This is a genomic window from Sediminibacillus massiliensis (assembly GCF_900156915.1).
Taxonomy (GTDB): Bacteria; Bacillota; Bacilli; order Bacillales; family Amphibacillaceae; genus Sediminibacillus_A; species Sediminibacillus_A massiliensis.
Window position 1 is genome coordinate 2,344,509 of record NZ_LT732535.1, and the last position, 19,625, is coordinate 2,364,133.

The window sequence follows — 19,625 nt, forward strand, 5'->3', positions numbered from 1 at the left end:
GGTTTGGGGCGATTAGGAAGTTTGTCGGGGCGTTTATGCCGAATGATGGGGCGATTTTGCCTTTGGTTGGAATGATTCACCGCTCTTTGGGGAGATTCAGGCCATTACGGGGAAATCCCCCCTCGATTTAGGCTGTCTGAAAACCGGCTTTTCCTTTCACTTTGCTTGGGAGCGGCCTTGGATCTGAGCAGGACCAGGGAACGGCGGGCAGGGAGATTAGTGCCGGGTTTGGGGCGATTAAGCGGTTTGTCGGGGCGTTTATGCCGCATGTAAGGGCGATTTTGTCTTTGGTTGGAATGATTCACCACTCTTTGGGGAGATTCATGGCCATTACGGGGAAATCCCCACTCGATTTAGGTTGTCTGAAAACCGGCTTTTCCTTTCACTTTGCTTGGGAGCGGCCTTGGACCCGAGTAGACAGGGAACGGCGGGCGGGGAAATTATTGCCGCTTTTGGGGCGATTAAGCAGTTTGTCGGGGCGTTTATGTCGCATGTTGGGGCGATTTTACCTTTGTTTGGAATGATTCACCGCTCTTTGGGGAGATTCACAGCCATACGGGGAAATCCAGACGCCGCCTGGTTACTAGAAGCTCAAAAAAAACAATTGCAAAATTTTAGTTTTCTACTCATAACCATACTTAAACACGAATAACCTGATTGACTATAGCCGAAAACCCGTTCCTAAATGTCATCATGAACGCTTTTTCAAGCTAAAGTCACTCTCTTAACCAAAGAAGGAATCTTAGAAGCTTAGTCGAATAGGTTTATTCAGAAAGGAGGTTATCATGAATAAACCGAATACTGAACTACCATTAAATATCCGCAGGCTTGAAGCACTCCACAGAAGAACACCCAAATCGCATTCAAAGCGGGCCCAAATGCAAGCCGACTTAGCCAGACGTTATGCAGGCTTTCGCGGCGAGCAAAATGTAAAGTACCACCTTCGTCGCTTGGATAACAAGCATTATTATATTTTACATGATATTCGATTAAGGTATCAGACAATGTATTTTCAGATAGACACATTGATACTGTCTAAGGAATTCATTCTCATCGCGGAAGTGAAGAACATTTCCGGAACTTTGTTTTTTGATACAGTATTCAACCAGATGATCCGGAAAACCGAGGATAAAGAAGAAGGTTTCAGAAGTCCGCTTGCCCAAGTCCAATATCAGCAGGAACTTTTATACAGGTTGTTCCAACAAAACAACCTTCCCAGCCTCCCAATTGAAAGCCTCATCGTCATCAGCCTTCCCTCTACTATCATCAAGACAGACACAGCCGATAAAGAGATAACCAGTAAAATAGTACACGCCGAAGACCTTATCGATAGAATTGGTTATTTATGCGAACAGTATCTGCAAGCCTCTTCCAAAATTCCACCTTCACTAAAGGAGATCGGTGAAACAATTAAACATGCCAACATTCCCAAGCAGACTGATATCCTCGCCCAATATGATGTTACAAAGGAAGCGCTCCTTTCCGGAGATCCTGTTCGTTCTGTGATTCTCTTCCTATGAAAAGAAATCGTGGTCACTGGTATTGCCAAACTTGTCACAAAAGTTCCAAAACAAGTCATACTCAAGCAATATATGATTATTTGCTTCTCTTTCAAAATTCCATCACCAACATAAAATGCCGTCAGTTTCTTAACCTACCCTCCAAACATACAGCTACCGACATATTATCTTCCATGCCTTTGGAATCTACAGGCAGTACGAAGGACCGGCGATATTTTCTCCCCGTAAAAAAACTCCCGCCTCATCAGAGGCAGGAGCACCTTAGTTCTTTGCTTTAAACCCTTCAGGTCTGTAATCACGCTGTTTGAAGTAATAGCGTATTGCTTCTGCTATACGGGCTGAGGCCTGGCCATCGCCATATGGATTAGAAGCTTCGGCCATTTTGTCGTATTCAACAGGGTCTGATAACAGCTGATCGGCTAAAGCAAATATATTATTTTCGTCTGTTCCGGCAAGTTTAAGGGTACCGGCATGAATACCTTCCGGGCGTTCAGTAGTATTTCGCAGGACAAGAACAGGGACACCAAGAGATGGGGCTTCCTCCTGAACTCCGCCTGAGTCTGTCAGAATCAAGTGAGAGCGGGCTGCAAAATTGTGAAAGTCCACAACGCCAAGCGGAGCGATCAATTGGATACGATCATCATTCCCAAGAATCTCATCAGCAGTCTTTCTTACCACCGGATTCAAGTGAACAGGATAGATAACACGAATATCATCATGAGATTCGACAAGGCGTTTTATGGCCTTAAACATCTGCTGCATATTTTTGCCAAGATTTTCACGACGGTGGGCTGTCATTAAAATTAATCGTTTCCCGTCAAGTCCGTCGAGCACCTCACTGTTGTATTGGTCGGAAATTGTGGTTTTCAAGGCGTCGATTGCAGTGTTTCCCGTTACAAAAATAGTATCTTCCTGCTTATTCTCATCTATCAAATTTTGTCTAGCCTGTTCTGTCGGTGAAAAATGCAAGTCAGCAATCACACCGGTCATCTGCCTGTTGATTTCCTCTGGATAAGGAGAATACTTATCCCAAGTACGGAGACCCGCTTCGATATGACCGACAGCTATCTGATTGTAATAAGCAGCAAGAGATGCGGCAAAAGTAGTCGTCGTATCACCATGGACTAGGACGATGTCTGGCTGCCTGGCCTTGAAAACGTCGTCCAGACCTTCTAGCGCACGGGTTGTAATTTGTGCAAGGGACTGCTGGGTCTTCATGATGTCCAGGTCATAATCAGGTGTAATACCAAAAATATTCAGCACTTGATCAAGCATTTCCCTGTGCTGGGCTGTGACTGTAACAATGACCTCGAATTGATCCGGTCGCTTTTTCAGTTCCAGAACAAGCGGAGCCATCTTGATAGCTTCCGGCCTCGTCCCGAATACAGCCATAACTTTAATCGGATTCCCCATATTTAGTCCTCCCTAAAAACCAGTGAATCGTTACTTTGTCCCAAATAACCGGTCGCCAGCGTCACCAAGACCTGGAACAATGTATCCTTTTTCGTCTAATTTTTCATCCAGGGCTGCAAGGTAGATATCCACATCCGGATGTTCATTTTGAATAACTTCCACCCCTTCAGGCGCGCCGACAAGGCACATTAGTTTAATGTTCTTCGCCCCGCGTTTCTTCAATGAATGGATTGCATCGTTTGCAGACCCTCCCGTTGCAAGCATCGGGTCAATTACAATAAGTTCACGTTCTTCAATATCTGAAGGAAGCTTGATATAGTATTCTACAGGCTTAAGTGTTTCTGGATCACGGTATAACCCGACATGGCCGACCTTCGCGGCAGGAATCAGACTTAAAATACCATCTACCATTCCCAATCCAGCTCTTAAAATAGGAACAAGTCCGATTTTCTTCCCGCTTAATGTTTTCGTTTTAGCAGTTGTAACAGGTGTCTCGATGGTAGTTTCTTCGACCGGCAAATCCCTTGTGATTTCAAAGGCCATCAACCCTGCTACCTCATCGACCAATTCACGAAATTCCTTTGTACCTGTGCTCTTTTTCCTTATGTAAGTTAACTTGTGTTGAATTAACGGATGATCCAGTACATAAACTTTTCCCACGGTCCGATCACTCCTTATAGATATTTTTGCATCCTTAAAATTGTACTGAAAATGCGGGCTTCTTTCAAGGGTGACAGCAGATTTTGTCGATTATTTAAATACTCTTCTTTCATAGTATCCTTTTTTCTTCTATCTTCATCCATGGAAAATCCATCACCACAGCGGATGATGGATGGTATAAGTATTTATTCAGTTGATTCTTGTTCGTCCACGATATCCATTATTTTTTGCTTAATAAGTAAACGGCATTCTTCTGACAAAGGATCCTGTCTTGGATCAATATGCTTGCCTCTGACTATGAACCCATCATAGATGAAAATATCATTGAATTCCCTTTGTTGGATGGCATCATAACCTTTTATATGAAAGTTATATGTTCCACCCTCTCCTTCTACGACACCGCCTATCGATACCGTTGTTTTACCTGTCATTTCGCTTCATTCCCTCCTAGCCTTGTGTATACCCAAAAAAGGAGGAGCTTAATCATCCGATAGATTCTACAAATGACTACGTTAGGATTAATCCCATTAAAATGATTCTTATTGACTCAAAAACCATAAACTGCGACGTAACTTTTATGTGACTTCCTACCATCCTTTTCGGATTAAGTGGTAGGCCAGCGCTTCAGAAAAATACTCGCTTTCCGTGGGGAATGCTTCAGCTTCCTTGAAAATACAAATCGATTTTCTGCGTGCGATGTCTCGCTGTCGAAGCGTTACTTATCCTCGGTGCAAAAACCGCCCCTGCGGGATCTTCAGACTGTTCCTTTCCCACTGGAGTCTCGCATTTTTCCTTCGCTTGGATAGAATTTCTGATCAACTGGGAAGTGGTCCTAAATTTTTTTAACATGGGATATTCACTAATCAAAATTCAGGAAAAATCTAAAAGCGAAGGCAGAACACGCAGACTCCTCGAAAATACAAACCAATTTTCTTCGTGCGAGGCGATGCTGTCGTAGCTTTCCTTGTCCTATGGGAACAGCGAAAGGTCTTCGCTGGGGCGAGTAATCGCAGTCCCGCGTGTCTGAAGACCCCGCAAGAAGCGTCCTTTGCTGATGAGGAGGCTGAGGCCGTGCCCATGGAAAGCGAAGTGTTCTGCCGCAGCGGGGCTATACAGTCATTTATAATCAGAACGAGAGGAAGTCTCCCTAGAATGAATTGTCACTATGTCGCAGTTCCCCTCAATTGAACCCAACCAATCAGGACAAGCAATCACATCACAGAATATCCAAATGTAAAAAAAGACTTCTCCATGACAGCATCGCTACTGCCAGGAAAAGTCTGAGGGTTGTTTATAGATTTTGATACAAAGGGAATTTGTCTGTTAAAGCTTTTACACGCCCGCGTGCTTCGTCGAGTTTGCTTTCGTCTTCATGGTTTTTCAGAGCAAATGCGATAATCGCTCCGATTTCGTCCATTTCTTCCAGTCCAAAGCCTCTGCTTGTCACGGCTGCAGTTCCAATGCGAATTCCGCTGGTGACAAATGGGCTTTCAGGATCGAAAGGAATTGTGTTTTTGTTTGTTGTCAAACCGACACTGTCCAACGCTTCTTCAGCAACTTTTCCGGTAAGATTCAAGCCGCGTACATCAAGAAGCAACAAGTGGTTGTCCGTTCCGCCTGAGACGAGGCGAACCCCCTCTTTTTGCAAAGCCTCGCCAAGACGTCTTGCATTGTCGACAAGCTGCTGGGAATAATTTTTGAATTCACCGTCAAGAGCTTCTTTAAAGGCCATTGCTTTTGCAGCAATTACGTGCATCAACGGGCCGCCCTGCATGCCAGGGAAAACAGATTTGTCGATTTTTTTGGCAAACTCTTCTTTGCATAGAATCATTCCGCCTCTTGGACCTCTCAACGTTTTGTGGGTTGTTGTCGTTACAAAATCGGCATATGGAACAGGGTTTTCATGATGACCTGTTGCTACCAAACCGGCGATGTGAGCCATATCGACCATTAAATAAGCTCCCACCTCATCGGCGATTTCACGGAATTTCCGGAAGTCGATTTGTCTCGGATATGCACTCGCTCCAGCAACAATCAGTTTTGGTTGTACTTCTTTCGCTTTCTCCAACACTGCTTCATAATCAAGTTGTTCTGTTTCTTTATCGACGCCATATTCGACAAAGTTATAAAGCTTACCACTGAAATTAACTGGACTGCCGTGGGTCAAATGGCCACCATGGCTCAAGTTCATCCCGAGTACAGTGTCACCCATTTCCAACACGGCAAAGTAGACAGCCATGTTAGCCTGCGCCCCAGAATGCGGTTGGACGTTGGCATGGTCGGCACCAAACAATTGCTTGGCCCTATCCCGCGCAAGGTTCTCTGCCACATCAACATATTCACACCCGCCGTAGTAACGACGGCCCGGATAGCCTTCCGCATATTTGTTCGTCAATACAGAGCCCTGGGCCTCCATTACAGCCTGGGAGACAAAGTTTTCGGATGCAATCAACTCAATTTTATCGTTTTGCCGCTTTCTTTCATTTTCAATTGCTTCAAACAGCTCTTGGTCGTTTTGTTTCACATGTTCCATTGCCGTGTAAATCCCCCTATTCGATATCTTATTAGTTGAATGGAATTCGCCTTTTTACATTCCAATTAAAATACTATCACAATCAATCGCAAAAAACACCGACATCACCTTTTGGATACTGGGCACGTTCACCGCCTATCAACTTCGGCCTTGTCCTCGCTCCATTCACCCTGGCATGTCCTGCATACCTTTGTCGAAAACGAAGTGGAACGGCCACATGCTTCAAGTGCATGCCAATCATTGTTTCGCCAATGTCGAGGCCCGCATCGCCCTGGATTTGTTCCACCAGCACCGGCTGTTCAAACTGTTTGAACGAGTAAGCAGCCATCGATCCGCCAGCTTTTGGCACTGGGACAGCGGAAACTTGTTCCAAACCCCTTTCCCTTGCCGTAGCTGCTTCCACTACAAGGGACCGGTTAAGATGCTCGCAACACTGATAAGCCAGCTGAACACCCGTTTCCTTTTTCAGCCGGTCCATTTCAGCATAAATAACGGCAGCAATCTCTTCACTTCCAGAGGTACCGATTCTTTCACCCGCAACTTCGCTTGTCGAACAGCCAATGACAAATAATTGTCCAAACTTTAAATAACCGCTCGTCAGCCACTCATCCACAATTGCAGCCACTTCCTCTTTCAACGCGCTCATCGAATTGTCACTCCCATGCTAGGTAATTCGGTAATTATGACCCTATTCTTCTTCGTAGTCAGCTATTTTTCCGATTCTGTTGGCATGACGTCCAGCTAGGAATTCCGTTTCAAGCCACGTTTTGGCAATTTCTCTGGCAAGACCCGGTCCAATAACTCTTTCCCCCATAGCAATCATGTTGGAGTCGTTATGTTCCCTGGTTGCTTTTGCACTAAAAACATCGTGTACGAGTGCACAACGAATTCCTTTTACCTTATTAGCGGAAATCGACATGCCAATTCCTGTCCCACAAATAAGGATTCCTCTGTCAAACTCGCCATTTGCCACACGTTCTGCAGCAGGGATGCCATAATCGGGATAATCCACCGATGTTTCACAGTCACAACCCATGTCTTCAAATTCGATGTTCATTTCTTCCAAAAGTTCACTGATTTCTTTTCTTAAATTAACACCGCCGTGATCAGAGGCAAGGATAACTTTCATTGCATTACGCTCCTTTTTCCAGTTTGGTATGAATGTCGATTGTCTTACTTCTATCTAGTTGTTCCTGTCGTTTCGTTTGTTCTGGATTAGTTTCTTCCATTTTGAAACGTTGAATTTCTTTTTTCAATATTTCCGCCTGGTTTTGAAGCGATGTCGCCAGTTCTTCAACGCTTTTAATCACTTCTGACTGCTCCCGGACCATGCTGTTCATCTCCTGGGCACTTGCCGACGTTTCTTCGGCTATAGCTGCAACCTCTCGCGATTGTAACGAAGTCGCATGAATGGATTTAAGCTGTTCCGTGACATGCTCAGATATATCCTGAATCGCTGAAACGACTTCATTGATAGATACTGCCATGTCTTGGATTGCTTCGTTTGTTTCTTCTCCCTTAGATGCTTCCTTTCGGGCAAAAGTCACTTGTCCGCCAATCGTGACGACAACCTTTTGAACATCGGATTGAATACTGCCGACAAGCTGGGATATTCCCTGGACGGCCTGTTTGCTTTCATCCGCCAGCTTCCTCACCTCGTCGGCGACCACTGCGAATCCTTTTCCGTGTTCTCCAGCACGTGCGGCTTCTATTGACGCATTCAACGCCAATAAATTTGTTTGTTCCGAAATCTCTCCGACCATTCCGGTGATTTTTTCGATTTCTTTAGCATTCTCTTCCAGGCGATGGACATCTTTCAACGCCTCTTCTTGCTCTTGGGCAAATGATTGGATTCCTGAGACGAGTGTATGTATAACTTTGGTAGATTCGTTCAGATTATGGACCATTTCCTGTGATTTTTGCTCAGAAATATTCGCTTTTTGTTGTACTTGCTCCGCAAGCCTCGTCGACGAATCAATTGATTCCGCTGTGATTTGGATAGCAGTAGAGGTGCTTTCCGCACCTTCTGAAATCTGATGGATTGCTTCTTCAATATCATTTGTCTGCTTTGCTGCATTCACCGAAACCGTTTGAATCTTTTTCACTGATTGATTGGTCTTTTCAAAATTGTTATCGATCTTCGAGATGATTTCCTTCATGCTGGACAGCATGGAAGAAAACGCAAGTGCCAATGATTGAATTTCATCCTTCGATTTCGGGATATCCACTTCCCCGTTCAGGTTTCCTTCTGCCACCTTCACAGCAGCGGCTTCCAGTTTTGTCAGTGACTTGATAATAAATCCTGCTGCAAAATAAGCCAGAATACCGGACCAGATAATACCCGCCAGAAGGGTAACCATAACAAACACGGCCTCTGATACAGCCCAATACTCTTTCACATAATCATTAACTACATAAATAAAAACAGCACTTGTCGAATAGGTAATGACTGCCAGCAAGGTGGTAAACACCATTAACTTCACACGCAGGCTTCCCCGTTTCCCCTGAACCACTCCCTACACCTCCAGGACGTTACCAGCCTCTCTCATGTCTATTCTGCGCTGGAATTGTCGAATTTTTTGAAAACTGTATCTTTATCTATTGTCTATCTTTTTTGCCAGCAGTTCAATATACTTTTCAATTTCGTCTAAAGTTTCCTGGTAAGTGTTCACACTTCCGCCAAACGGATCGGAAATGTCATAATTCGGCAGGCTTGCCTCCAACTTGTGGATAGTGTTTATTTCCTCCTGTAAGTGCTGATGAAGCTTATCATCCAAAGTGTGCGGGGATAGTTTTTTTCCATTTTCGTTCAAAAACCTGGCCCGTTTTTCCTCCAAATCGGCATAAGCCTTCTTCAACTGCTCCCAAGTATCTTTGTCTCCTTGAAGAACATATTCTTTCAATGTATAAAGTTTTTCATGATAGGCAGGGTATTGCATCGCTAATGACTGTTTATGCTGACTTGTCATCGTCAGCACCAAATCGGCCCAATTCAACAGCTGGACTGTAACCGGCTGGGATTGGTGGTCAAGGGGAATTTGCTTCATGCCTAGAACGTCCAGCGTATTTTTGGATGCCCGCTGTCCTTTTCCGGCAAAAATCCCGGCCGACTGAACCTCCGCACCAGGCAGTTTGTTTTTCAGAAGTGCTTCTGCCATCGGACTCCGGCATGTATTCCCAGTACATACAAACAAAATTTTCATTTATTAACCTCCAATAATGAACCGCTTCCGTATTATTATTCTTTGAGAAAAACTATATCACATACGCCTAGTGCCGAAAAGAATCGAGCCATCTTAAGCTGTATGTTTTTACTTTCCCAGCTTCATAAAAAAACAGGCTGCACGACAGCCTGTTTTCAATAACCGAATATGATTTTCAATCCAAAGGCACACAGGATGCTTCCACCAAGAATTTCACTATAGACACCGATCAGCCCCCTGGCTTTTCTGCCCAACAAGAGACCCGACCAGGTTAAAAAAGTACTGAACAGTCCAAACAAAAGAAGGGCCAGAAAGGTTTTTACCCCGGACATGCCAAGACTCAGCCCAACGGAAAAGCTGTCAAGACTCACACTTAATGAAAAAACAATAAGTCCTATACCTATCGGCCGGATGACTTGCTTGTTTTCATGGTTGAAGGACGAAAACAACATTTGGGCTCCCAATGCAAACAAAAGCAGCCCGCCTGCAAGGATTGCGAAATTCTCCATTTTCGTAGAAATAAACTTGCCCAAACCAATTCCGATGAACGGCATGGCAACATGAAAAAAACCTACCGTAACCCCTATTAAAAAAATCCGTTTCAACCTCAATGCCTGCATCCCCATTCCCAGGCCAACGGAAAAAGCATCCATTCCTAATGCTGCCGCCATGAACACTAAGGAAATGTATTCTGCAATTTCTCCTTCCGGCATCCTTCCAACTCCTCTCCCCCGTCATCGCTATATCAATATATGAGGAGGAGACAAGTTATATGTTTCCTAACAGTCAAAAACCGGCCAAGCTATTTTCCTTCTTACAGTTGGTTGATTTTCTTGACCGCAGCTTTGTTAAGACGATTCATGATAGCTTCGCCTACACCTGTCTCAGAAAATGTTTCGCAGAGGATGATATCCACATCTGACTTTTTGAAAGCACGCAGGGTATCATATAAATGAACAGCCACTTCCTTCAAATTTGCATGGGAACCGCAGATTTTCACATTTTCCGCCTCGATTTCCGTTGCGGTTTCACGGCTTACGATCACTCCCGTTTTATAGCCTGCACTTTTACAATTTTCAATTTGCGCCTGTAAATGAGCAGAATCGCCTTCCACTAGCCATAAAGGGGCTTCCGGAGCATAATGCGTATATTTCATCCCTGGGGACTTCGGCTTTTCCCCCTCTTTGGCAAGGGCAGGGTCGACCATCACCGGACCAAGCACCTCCTCTAATTGTTCTTTTGTAATACCACCGGGACGAAGAATCATCGGCATCTCACTCGTACAATCAACGACGGTCGATTCGACACCGACTCCCGTTATACCACCGTCGATCAAACCGGCTATCCTGCCATTCAAGTCTTCATACACATGGGAGGCACTGGTCGGACTAGGCCTTCCTGACTTGTTGGCGCTTGGAGCTGCAACCGGGAGCTTGCAAGTTTCTAAAAGCATCCTCGCAACGGGGTGGTCCGGTATGCGGATTCCCAGTGTTGATAAGCCTGCTGTCACATTATTGGCGATAGTTCCGTTGCTCTTTAAAATGAGGGTCAGGGGACCTGGTGTGAATGCTTTTAATAACTTATCCGCAATTTCCGGAATCTCTGCTACATATTTTTCAATCTGACCGGCATTGCCAACATGGACGATCAAAGGGTTATCGGAAGGGCGCCCTTTGGCTTGAAAAATCTTATCGACAGCTTCCTCTTTGGTAGCATCAGCCCCCAATCCATAAACCGTTTCGGTCGGGAAGGCGACTGTCTGCTGCTGTTTCAGTAGAGCTGCAGCTTCGTTGATAGCTTCTCTGCTGTCTTCCACTGCTTCTATTTTCCATACCTTTGTTTCTACCACTATGATTACTCCTTTACGATTAGACAAAATGATGATTTATCAACAAGTTATCCACATTATGTGATTATTCTTATTATTTTGCTATTTTTATGCTTCCGTTTTCATTCCTTACTTAATGTAACCCGCTTACATGGAATATAACCCCTGCTGTACCAATAATGCAGGGGTTAAAGTAAACCATTTATTTATAAGAAAAACCACCCTGAGATTACGGAGGTATTCAAGGGTGACTTTTTTGCTCTTTCATCTGAGTAACTATCTTACTAACATCCTTTTCACAAGTTACCAACAAGATATCCACAAGTGGTGGATAAAATTAACTTTACCCACAGCTCTTTAATGGTAAACAGAGGTATCGAGTTGTTTTATCCACCACTGGCCCTGTTTCAAGGTAAAATATTCAGCAAATTTGGGGATATCTGAAGACTCGAACTTCAACAAGGAAAGAAGTGTGTCCAGTACAGATTGGTGACTGTGGATAAATAAAGAGTTTCCGGCTTGTTCCTTCGCAAGTGCTATCGCAGATTCTAAGACAGCTAGTGGGAAGGATGCCGGCACACCATCTTTAATATACAAACTTTTTAACCAATAACTGTTATTTTCCACCGGTGATAAAGCAAAAAAACCTTTATACTCATCCTGATACTTCACTAGATACCCGAATTTCTTCAAAGACTGTTGATTGCTGATTTCTTCCCATTTCCCATCGAAAAACTCCCGCAGTACATTTTCCTCAACATCCAAGGTTTTGACAAGCTTCATAACCGCTCTCTCCCTATCATTTGGATTGCGCTCTATGCTTCTTCTTTATATTCTATCGTATGTGTGATAGGGAGAATTATGATAGATTAACTAAACCATTCCAAAAAGAAAAATTTGACTTTCACTTCATCTTCGTCCTTATCCTTTTCCTTGTCTTCCTGATCTTGTTCTTGCTCTTGTTCTTCTGCCGAAACACTAGTGCCATTGGAAAAATCCAAGAAACATAGCGGCGGGAACAATACACACCACCAGTTGGCTCCTTTTCCACTGCCAAGAGTGATAAGGATAGCTTCATACTCGCCTGCCGGGTAAACATAGGAACCATATACCTTGGCAGGGAAGTTAATATGCTTGTCATATTCCACTTGATACGACTGATCGATCCCTTTTTCTTTCAGGACTTCGCCTACTGTTGATTCAATTTCTTCTAACCGATCTTGAATCAATTGTCTTGCTTCGTCTATATCATCGATTTTCTCGACCCAGACGGTGATTTTCTCATTAACCCTGTCGCGGATTTCCCGTTTCAACTTCTGATCTGCTTCATTGTCACTGTTGGCAAGGATGCGCAGGCGGATTGCCTCATCCGGGATTACTTGAAAATTATCTTCTTCCTGCTTATTGTCGATTCCTAGTCCGGGTGTAGGGAAAGCTCCCAGAATGGCTAAAAATATCATAAAATAAATAAAATAATTTCGCATTGTTCCTGCCCCCTTCTTCTCTTAGGAACAGTATGGGCAGGAGGGCTTCCTTTTAAACTGGCAATCTATTTTTTTTTCAATTAGGGCCATTAAACAATAGACAAAAACTGTGAACTAACTTTATCATGGCTTTCTTCCATCCTGATCAAGTCGATGCTATACACTCCGCTACGGCAGAACACTTCGCTTTCCGCGGGCACGGCCTCAGCCAGGGGACTACTTGGATAAGCAACTTTGCTCCCTTGGGCCGAGGAATTTGCTACGAATCTTAACTGGAAGACGCAGGCCCATATCTCGGGGTCTTCGGACTCGTGGGACTGTGGTTACTCGCCCCATCGAAGACCTTTCGCTGTTCCCACAGGAGTCTGCGTGTTCTGCCTCCGCTTGTTGAGATGTTCTGCATTTTAAGTGGAAAAAGCTCTTATAATGCTTAAACTGACATCTCTTCTTACTTTAAACAGAATACCATTCCAAGCGAAGAAAAAATGCGAGACTCCAGTGGGAAAGGAACAGTCTGAAGATCCCGCAGGGGCGCTTTTTGCACCGAGGATAAGTAACGCTTCGACAGCGAGACATCGCACGCAGAAAATCGATTTGTATTTTCAAGGAAGCTAAAGCGTTTCCCACGGAAAGCGAGTATTTTTTCGCAGCGTCGGTTTGGCACTCAGACTGTAAAGGATTAGAGGAAGTATCACTAAGACAAATTTTTACTAATTCGCAATCCACCTCGCATACCTATTATGTTTTCGAAAGTGCAGGTTCTGGCCTCACTCACAAAGTATGTTCAAGGGAGTTTGGCAAATACCATTCGGTCTTTTCGGTTGATGTCTTTTCTCACTTCTACACTGCTTTCAGGGAATCGACGGCGGATTAATTCAGCAACTTGCGGGCCTTGTTGATGGCCGATTTCAAATGCAATCAATCCTCCGCTTTTTAACACTTGAACAGCCTGTGACAGTATTTTTTTGTATGCTGCAAGGCCATTGTCTTCAGCGAAAAGGGCCATTTCCGGATCAAAGTTCTTTACCGTATCGTCCAGCTCGTCTGCTTCTTCATAGGGAATATAAGGAGGATTGGAAACAATCACGTCGAAACTACGCTGAGCGTCTATTGCGGGCTGCAAAAAATCCCCCTGGCTAAAATGTATGTCCGCTCCCAACTGGGCAGCGTTTTGTTTCGCTACGATCAAAGCATTGTCTGAAATATCGGTTGCTGTCATATCAACTCCAGGGTGTTCCAGTTTCAGGGTGACAGCAATTATTCCGCTTCCAGTTCCAACATCGATGACACCAGGCCTTTCAACCTCCAGTTTGTCAATGTGTTCAAGTACACCCATGACTAGTTCTTCCGTTTCCGGTCTCGGAATCAATACGTCCTGATTAACGATAAACTCCCGGCCATAGAAGTTTTCTGTACCGATCAAATGCTGTACAGGCACACCGGATTTAGCATGGTTTCTCACACTCTGATCAAATGCTCTGTACACTTCTTCAGGCACAGGCTTTCTCAAAGAGCTCAGAAAATCAGCCTTGGACATTGCGGCATGATGAAGTAAGAGCAGCTCGGCTACTCTTGGCTCCCGATTCTTCTCCTCTAAAAAAAGAGAAGCCCGGTTGAGGGCTTCATGGAAAGTTGGTCGTGTTTCAGTCATATCATTCACCGATCTGTTCTAGTTTTTTGGTTTGCTCTTCCATCATCAACGCATCGATTACTTCGCCAATCTTTCCTTCCAGGATTTGATCGAGCTTCTGGATCGTCAAGCCGATGCGATGGTCGGTAACACGGTTTTGAGGAAAATTGTACGTACGGATCCGTTCTGAACGGTCTCCGGAACCTACAGCTGTTTTTCTTGTTTCATCGTACTCGGCCTGTGCCTCTTGTTGGAACTTATCATAAACACGGGCACGCAATACTTTCATCGCTTTTTCTTTATTTTTGATTTGGGATTTTTCATCCTGCATGGAAACGACGATTCCTGTAGGCATGTGTGTCAACCGAACAGCAGACATCGTCGTGTTGACACTTTGGCCCCCGGGTCCGCTGGAGGCAAACGTATCGACACGGATATCTTTCTCATGGATGTCGATTTCCACTTCTTCCGCTTCCGGCATAACGACTACCGTTGCAGTAGATGTGTGAATCCTTCCGCCTGATTCTGTTTCCGGAACACGCTGTACGCGATGGGCGCCATTCTCATACTTCAACTTAGAGTACGCACCCTGTCCGTTAATCATGAAAATGATCTCTTTATAACCGCCTACACCTGTCGTATTGGCTTCCATCACATCCATTTTCCATCCTTCTGTTTCCGCAAAACGGGAATACATGCGATACAAGTCACCGGCAAACAGCGCGGCTTCATCGCCGCCGGCAGCTCCCCTGATTTCCATGATAACGTTCTTGTCATCGTTCGGGTCTTTTGGAAGCAGAAGGATTTTCAATTCTTCTTCCAATTCCTCGATGCGTTCAGACAGTTCACTGACCTCCATTTTGGCCATTTCCTGCATCTCGGCATCTGACTCTTCTTCCAACATTTCTTTCGCATCTTTCAATTGAGAGCTTTTGTCTTTATATTCACGGTAGGCTTGGATGATATCTTCCAAGTCAGATTGTTCCTTCGAGTATTCTCTTAATTTCTTGGAATCACTGATGACTTCCGGGTCACTTAGCAATTCGTTCAGCTTATCATATCGATCTTCCAATGATTGCAGTCGATCTAACACAGCTTCCACCTCTTTCTCCTTAACAGTCTAATTATAGTACAGGAGAAAAACCCCGTCAAAAAAAGCTTCAGGGGACTTGTTACTGGATTGCAACTTGAAAATTATATTCCGGGAATTCTCTTTGCAGCGCGGTTCTTACCCGGTTGATCAGAGCCATTCTTTCCTCCGAATTGATTTGTTCCTGAACCAGTATTCCCACTCTTGCCCTGCTGCCATCAAACCGGATATCCTCCACTCTAATGTCTGCTGCGCTTTCCGCCGTCTGCCTGATCGCTTTATGCTCCTCGCCTTGATCGTTGACGTTTCTTTCTCCATTTCGATCTATGATACGGCGGTTTTCATTTCCGATTTGAAGATACCCTTCTTCTGTTGTTTCAAACTCCCCATCTTGCGGTTCCCCCTGCCCCTGGGGTCCCGGTGTATTCCCTGCACACCCTGCGATCGTAATGGTTAATGTGGCAATTAGCAAAAGCATCCAACGTTTCTGCATTCCGTCAACCTCCCATTTTCCTTTTCTCTAGCTTTCCTCGACAGTTCCAAAACTATGACAGCAAATTTAGGAGGAATATAAAAAATGAAAGTGTCCACTCACTTTCCCCCTTGACTTCATCCCAAAAATGCGTGATGATTTAGTGAGTAACTACTCACTTTTATATCAGGAGGTCTTTTTATGACGAACAGCATTGTGGTGGAAAATGTCAGCAAAAGCTTCGGGAAAAAGGCAGTGTTGCAAACAATTGACCTGAAAGTTGAGAAAGGAAAAATCCATGGTTTTATCGGTCCGTCGGGTGCTGGTAAAACAACATTGATCAAACTAATTGTCGGGATGGACAGTCCCGACAGCGGCTCGATTCATGTGCTCGGCGAGCAAATGCCAAATCTGAATATCCTTCAGCAAATTGGTTACATGGCTCAATCCGACGCCCTTTATACAGAGCTTACCGGCAAAGAGAATCTCACCTTCTTCGCTTCTCTTTTCAAGTTATCTAAAGATGAACAAAGAGAACGCATCGCATACACGGCAAACTTGGTGAATTTGACTGAGGAATTAAATAAAAGGGTTTCCGCCTACTCCGGGGGGATGAAGCGGCGGCTTTCCCTTGCCATCGCCCTCATTCAAAACCCCGAAATCCTTATTCTGGATGAACCGACAGTCGGAATCGACCCTGCCTTGAAAAAGAGCATTTGGAACGAGTTGTTGCGTTTAAAAAAGGAGCAAGGAAAAACGGTTATCATCACCACCCATGTTATGGATGAAGCGGAAAAATGTGACCAAATAGCCATGATAAGAGATGGTGCGGTACTGGTAAACGGAACCCCACAACAACTCAAAGACACTTATCAGGCCGAAACGTTTGACGAAGTATTCTTGTATGCAGGGAGGGAGAAATCATGAGAACAAGTGCATTGATTCGAAGGATTTGCATGGAGATGTTTCGGGATAAAAGGACTCTGGCCTTACTGTTTCTTGCCCCGCTACTCGTCTTGACACTTATGTATTTCTTTTTTAATGGGGAGACAGAAGAACCCGCTTTGGGCGTTACAAGCGCTGCGAATGACTTGATTCCATCCTTGGAAGAAGCGGACATTAACATAGTCGAATACAACCAAGTCACAGATCCGGCAAAGACGGTTGCAGAGGATGATTTGCAAGGGTTGCTGCAAGTCGAAAATGGGGAATTTAATCTGACCCTTCAAAACAGCGACCCCACAGCTGCTCAAGGCTTGTTAATGAAGGTAAAGCAAACAACAGCTATGCAACTTCAGGCCAGGATGGCAGAACAGAATGCTTCCCGCTCCGGACAGCAGCAGCCTGACTTTACAGCCGATTACGTATATGGAAGCAGCGAGACAGCGTTTTTTGATGTCCTGAGCCCTATTTTAATTGGATTTTTTGTTTTCTTTTTCGTTTTTCTTATCTCTGGAATCGGACTATTAAAGGAGCGAACGACAGGCACATTGGACCGATTGATGGCTACTCCGATCAAAAGAGAGGAAATCGTCACTGCTTATTTGATCGGGTACGGGATTTTTGCCATCATCCAGACGATTATTGTTGTAAGTTATTCTGTTGTCATTTTGGATGTCGTCCTTGTTGGTTCCATATGGAATGTACTTTTGATCAACTTGCTTCTTGCCTTAGTGGCTCTGTCGCTGGGAACCCTGCTTTCCACTTTTGCCTCTTCGGAGTTCCAAATGGTCCAGTTCATCCCGGTGGTCGTCATTCCACAAGTGTTTTTCTCCGGCATTATTCCGATGGAAGGTATGGCTGACTGGCTGCAAGGCCTGGCAAAAATCATGCCGTTGTATTATGGAGCAGAAGCATTGAAGGGAATTATGTATAAGGGACTTCCTTTGAGTGAGATGACTGTCAATATTCTCGCTTTGGCCGGCTTTGCCGCAGTTTTCATCACTCTCAATATATTCGCTTTGAAAAAGTACCGTCGGTTATAATGGAAACAGTAAAGGAAGTGGTATGGTTTGTCAGAACAAAATTTACTCGACGTTATGATCGCCCGGACGAAGCTTTCGAAAAAACAAACAGATAAACAGCAAAAAATCGTAGAAGCAGCCATAAGGATATTTGCCGAAAAAGGGTATTCCAATACATCTACCAGTGAAATAGCACAGGCTGCCGGCGTGGCTGAAGGGACTATCTTCCGCCATTTCGGCACCAAAGATAATTTATTGCTTTCTGTCATTCTTCCATTCCTGAAAGAGTGGGTGCCAGTGATGGCAGAAGATGTATTTCAAGAGATTATGTCGGAGGAAGCATCTTTTGAAGACTTTGTCAGAGCGCTGATCAAAAACCGGATAGCCTTTATCAAAGAGAACAAAGAAGTCTTCCAAGTGGTAGTCAAAGAGTTTCTCTATAATGAAGAATTGAGAAAAGAGCTTTTCCCCCATCTATCAGAGAGCATCGGCAGCCGGCTAACCAATGTATTGCAACGTTTCCAAGCACGCGGAGAACTTGCAGACATTCCGATCGACAGGCTGAAGCGGATGCTTATCAGCTTTGTCGGCGCACAGTTCGTATCCCGTTTCGTTTTGCTTCCGGAAATCCAGGATTTGGACGAAGACGCCGAAGTCGAAGCGATTGTGAAATTTATCATGAACGGGATCGGGAAGTGAATGTCTGCCATGAAATATGAAAAGACCGAGCTAATTAAAGCCCGGTCTTCTTCATACTATTGCCTCTGAATCTAAAGAGAACTACAACAACCTTACATCCAGTTTTTGAGAAATCCATTTGCGATGCTTATCAAATTCTTGGATTCCTTTAAAATTGGCCAGCATTCCTTGAATGACGAACTTCTTGGACTCTTGTTTCTTCACTTCAGCAAGCAAAAAGTCCAAAACCCCTTGCAGTTCGTTCGCTTTGTCCTCACCAAAATCCAAGTCATGTAATAGCTTTTGCATTTCAATCAACTCTGCAGCTACCTCTTTCTTTATCGCCTCTTCCGGTGAAGCCAGGTCGGTGTACGAACTTCTCATTTGCTTCTCTGTAATCATCGGTTGTTCTTGTTTGCTTAACAGCTGGAATACTAGATCATCTAGTCTACTGACCGCAAAAGCAGCAAGCTTATGAGTGTCTACATGAATAGAGCCTTGGATGATCGCTTGCAAATAACTGTTTTTTATTCCCTCAAACATAATGATGGCGTCCATCGTATATGGTTCGATATCTTCACCATATAATTCCTTCAAAATACCTTCATACCATTTATGCAATTCTATTTCTTTATATCTTATAAAATCAAACAAGTCCTTGTTAAGGGTTATCGCTTGTTCTCTCAATTGCGTAATAATAAAGCTGGAATGCTTCAGGATTTCTCCTATTTGCACTTCTATCTGCCTGATGAAATTTTCCCTTGTAGACAAAGTTGCATCATGTGCCCGGTTGATTTTTTCGTTCATCAAACTGTAATAATACTTGAAAATTTCAAGTAGCAGTTCGTCTTTAGAGTGAAAATGAAGATAAAATGCTCCCTTTGAGACATCACTTTTCCGGGCGATCTCCTGGATTGAAGTAGTGTAAAATCCTTTTTCCGCAAACAACTCAATGGCAGTTGTAATAATTTTTTCTTTCTTTTGATTCATTATTTCACAACCTTCAAAATAATCTTGACCATTTAGTCATTTTTTATATATACAGATATCATATGTTAATTCCCTTTAGAATAACTCATTTTTCCCTTTAAGAAAAGGATAAAGTCGTCCAGTTATTGTTTTACATTTGCTTTTTCGTCGTAAATACCTT

The 19,625-nt window shown here is 44.1% G+C and carries 20 protein-coding genes; 4 read left to right on the forward strand and 16 right to left on the reverse strand.

What is annotated here, in order from left to right:
* Window positions 1–785 precede the first annotated feature (785 nt).
* Window positions 786–1,520 (forward strand): nuclease-related domain-containing protein, encoded by a 735-nt coding sequence (locus CZ434_RS12475; RefSeq protein WP_077623447.1) that lies wholly within the window; start codon window positions 786–788, stop codon window positions 1,518–1,520.
* Between the two features lie 261 nt (window positions 1,521–1,781).
* Here CZ434_RS12475 and wecB read toward each other — a convergent pair whose 3' ends face one another.
* From wecB to CZ434_RS12550, 15 genes are all read right to left on the reverse strand, one after another.
* Window positions 1,782–2,933 (reverse strand): non-hydrolyzing UDP-N-acetylglucosamine 2-epimerase, encoded by a 1,152-nt coding sequence (wecB, locus tag CZ434_RS12480; RefSeq protein WP_077623448.1) that lies wholly within the window; start codon window positions 2,931–2,933, stop codon window positions 1,782–1,784.
* A gap of 30 nt (window positions 2,934–2,963) precedes the next feature.
* A complete protein-coding gene (upp, locus tag CZ434_RS12485; RefSeq protein ID WP_077623449.1) occupies window positions 2,964–3,593 on the reverse strand; it encodes a uracil phosphoribosyltransferase in 630 nt (209 codons plus the stop codon).
* A 185-nt stretch (window positions 3,594–3,778) separates the two neighbouring features.
* Window positions 3,779–4,024: a hypothetical protein gene (locus CZ434_RS12490; protein ID WP_077623450.1), complete on the reverse strand. Its 246-nt coding sequence runs from the start codon at window positions 4,022–4,024 to the stop codon at window positions 3,779–3,781.
* Window positions 4,025–4,884: 860 nt separating this feature from the next.
* Complete coding sequence (locus tag CZ434_RS12495; RefSeq protein ID WP_077623451.1) at window positions 4,885–6,126, reverse strand: serine hydroxymethyltransferase; 1,242 nt, start codon at window positions 6,124–6,126, stop codon at window positions 4,885–4,887.
* An 82-nt stretch (window positions 6,127–6,208) separates the two neighbouring features.
* Window positions 6,209–6,772: a TIGR01440 family protein gene (locus CZ434_RS12500; protein ID WP_077623452.1), complete on the reverse strand. Its 564-nt coding sequence runs from the start codon at window positions 6,770–6,772 to the stop codon at window positions 6,209–6,211.
* A gap of 42 nt (window positions 6,773–6,814) precedes the next feature.
* Window positions 6,815–7,255 carry a ribose 5-phosphate isomerase B gene (rpiB, locus tag CZ434_RS12505; protein ID WP_077623453.1) on the reverse strand — a complete coding sequence of 147 codons (441 nt, stop codon included), beginning with the start codon at window positions 7,253–7,255 and terminating at the stop codon, window positions 6,815–6,817.
* A 4-nt stretch (window positions 7,256–7,259) separates the two neighbouring features.
* A complete protein-coding gene (locus CZ434_RS12510; protein WP_077625177.1) occupies window positions 7,260–8,600 on the reverse strand; it encodes a methyl-accepting chemotaxis protein in 1,341 nt (446 codons plus the stop codon).
* Window positions 8,601–8,720: 120 nt separating this feature from the next.
* Window positions 8,721–9,329, reverse strand: a complete 609-nt coding sequence (locus tag CZ434_RS12515; protein ID WP_077623454.1) for a low molecular weight protein arginine phosphatase — start codon at window positions 9,327–9,329, stop codon at window positions 8,721–8,723.
* Window positions 9,330–9,484: 155 nt separating this feature from the next.
* Complete coding sequence (locus tag CZ434_RS12520; protein ID WP_077623455.1) at window positions 9,485–10,042, reverse strand: manganese efflux pump MntP; 558 nt, start codon at window positions 10,040–10,042, stop codon at window positions 9,485–9,487.
* A 101-nt stretch (window positions 10,043–10,143) separates the two neighbouring features.
* A complete protein-coding gene (locus tag CZ434_RS12525) occupies window positions 10,144–11,178 on the reverse strand; it encodes an L-threonylcarbamoyladenylate synthase (protein ID WP_077623456.1) in 1,035 nt (344 codons plus the stop codon).
* Window positions 11,179–11,514: 336 nt separating this feature from the next.
* A complete protein-coding gene (locus CZ434_RS12530; protein WP_077623457.1) occupies window positions 11,515–11,940 on the reverse strand; it encodes a hypothetical protein in 426 nt (141 codons plus the stop codon).
* 86 nt (window positions 11,941–12,026) lie between these two features.
* Window positions 12,027–12,641 (reverse strand): stage II sporulation protein R, encoded by a 615-nt coding sequence (gene spoIIR / locus CZ434_RS12535; RefSeq protein ID WP_077623458.1) that lies wholly within the window; start codon window positions 12,639–12,641, stop codon window positions 12,027–12,029.
* Between the two features lie 784 nt (window positions 12,642–13,425).
* Window positions 13,426–14,292, reverse strand: a complete 867-nt coding sequence (gene prmC / locus CZ434_RS12540; protein ID WP_077623459.1) for a peptide chain release factor N(5)-glutamine methyltransferase — start codon at window positions 14,290–14,292, stop codon at window positions 13,426–13,428.
* Window position 14,293: 1 nt separating this feature from the next.
* Complete coding sequence (gene prfA, locus CZ434_RS12545; RefSeq protein ID WP_077625178.1) at window positions 14,294–15,364, reverse strand: peptide chain release factor 1; 1,071 nt, start codon at window positions 15,362–15,364, stop codon at window positions 14,294–14,296.
* A gap of 79 nt (window positions 15,365–15,443) precedes the next feature.
* Complete coding sequence (locus tag CZ434_RS12550; RefSeq protein ID WP_077623460.1) at window positions 15,444–15,854, reverse strand: hypothetical protein; 411 nt, start codon at window positions 15,852–15,854, stop codon at window positions 15,444–15,446.
* A gap of 180 nt (window positions 15,855–16,034) precedes the next feature.
* On the opposite strand from CZ434_RS12550, the gene CZ434_RS12555 reads away from it, so the two are divergent.
* From CZ434_RS12555 to CZ434_RS12565, 3 genes are read left to right on the forward strand one after another with little or no spacing between them, the layout of a single operon-like run.
* Window positions 16,035–16,760: an ABC transporter ATP-binding protein gene (locus tag CZ434_RS12555; RefSeq protein ID WP_077623461.1), complete on the forward strand. Its 726-nt coding sequence runs from the start codon at window positions 16,035–16,037 to the stop codon at window positions 16,758–16,760.
* A complete protein-coding gene (locus CZ434_RS12560) occupies window positions 16,757–17,818 on the forward strand; it encodes an ABC transporter permease (protein ID WP_077623462.1) in 1,062 nt (353 codons plus the stop codon). The genes CZ434_RS12555 and CZ434_RS12560 overlap by 4 nt, the downstream gene beginning before the upstream one ends.
* A gap of 27 nt (window positions 17,819–17,845) precedes the next feature.
* On the forward strand, window positions 17,846–18,496 hold the full coding sequence (locus tag CZ434_RS12565; protein ID WP_077623463.1) for a TetR/AcrR family transcriptional regulator: 651 nt from the start codon (window positions 17,846–17,848) through the stop codon (window positions 18,494–18,496).
* 81 nt (window positions 18,497–18,577) lie between these two features.
* On the opposite strand, the gene CZ434_RS12570 is transcribed toward CZ434_RS12565, so the two are convergent.
* Window positions 18,578–19,465, reverse strand: coding sequence for a TetR/AcrR family transcriptional regulator (locus CZ434_RS12570; RefSeq protein ID WP_077623464.1), 888 nt, complete (start codon window positions 19,463–19,465; stop codon window positions 18,578–18,580).
* Window positions 19,466–19,625: the final 160 nt, after the last annotated feature.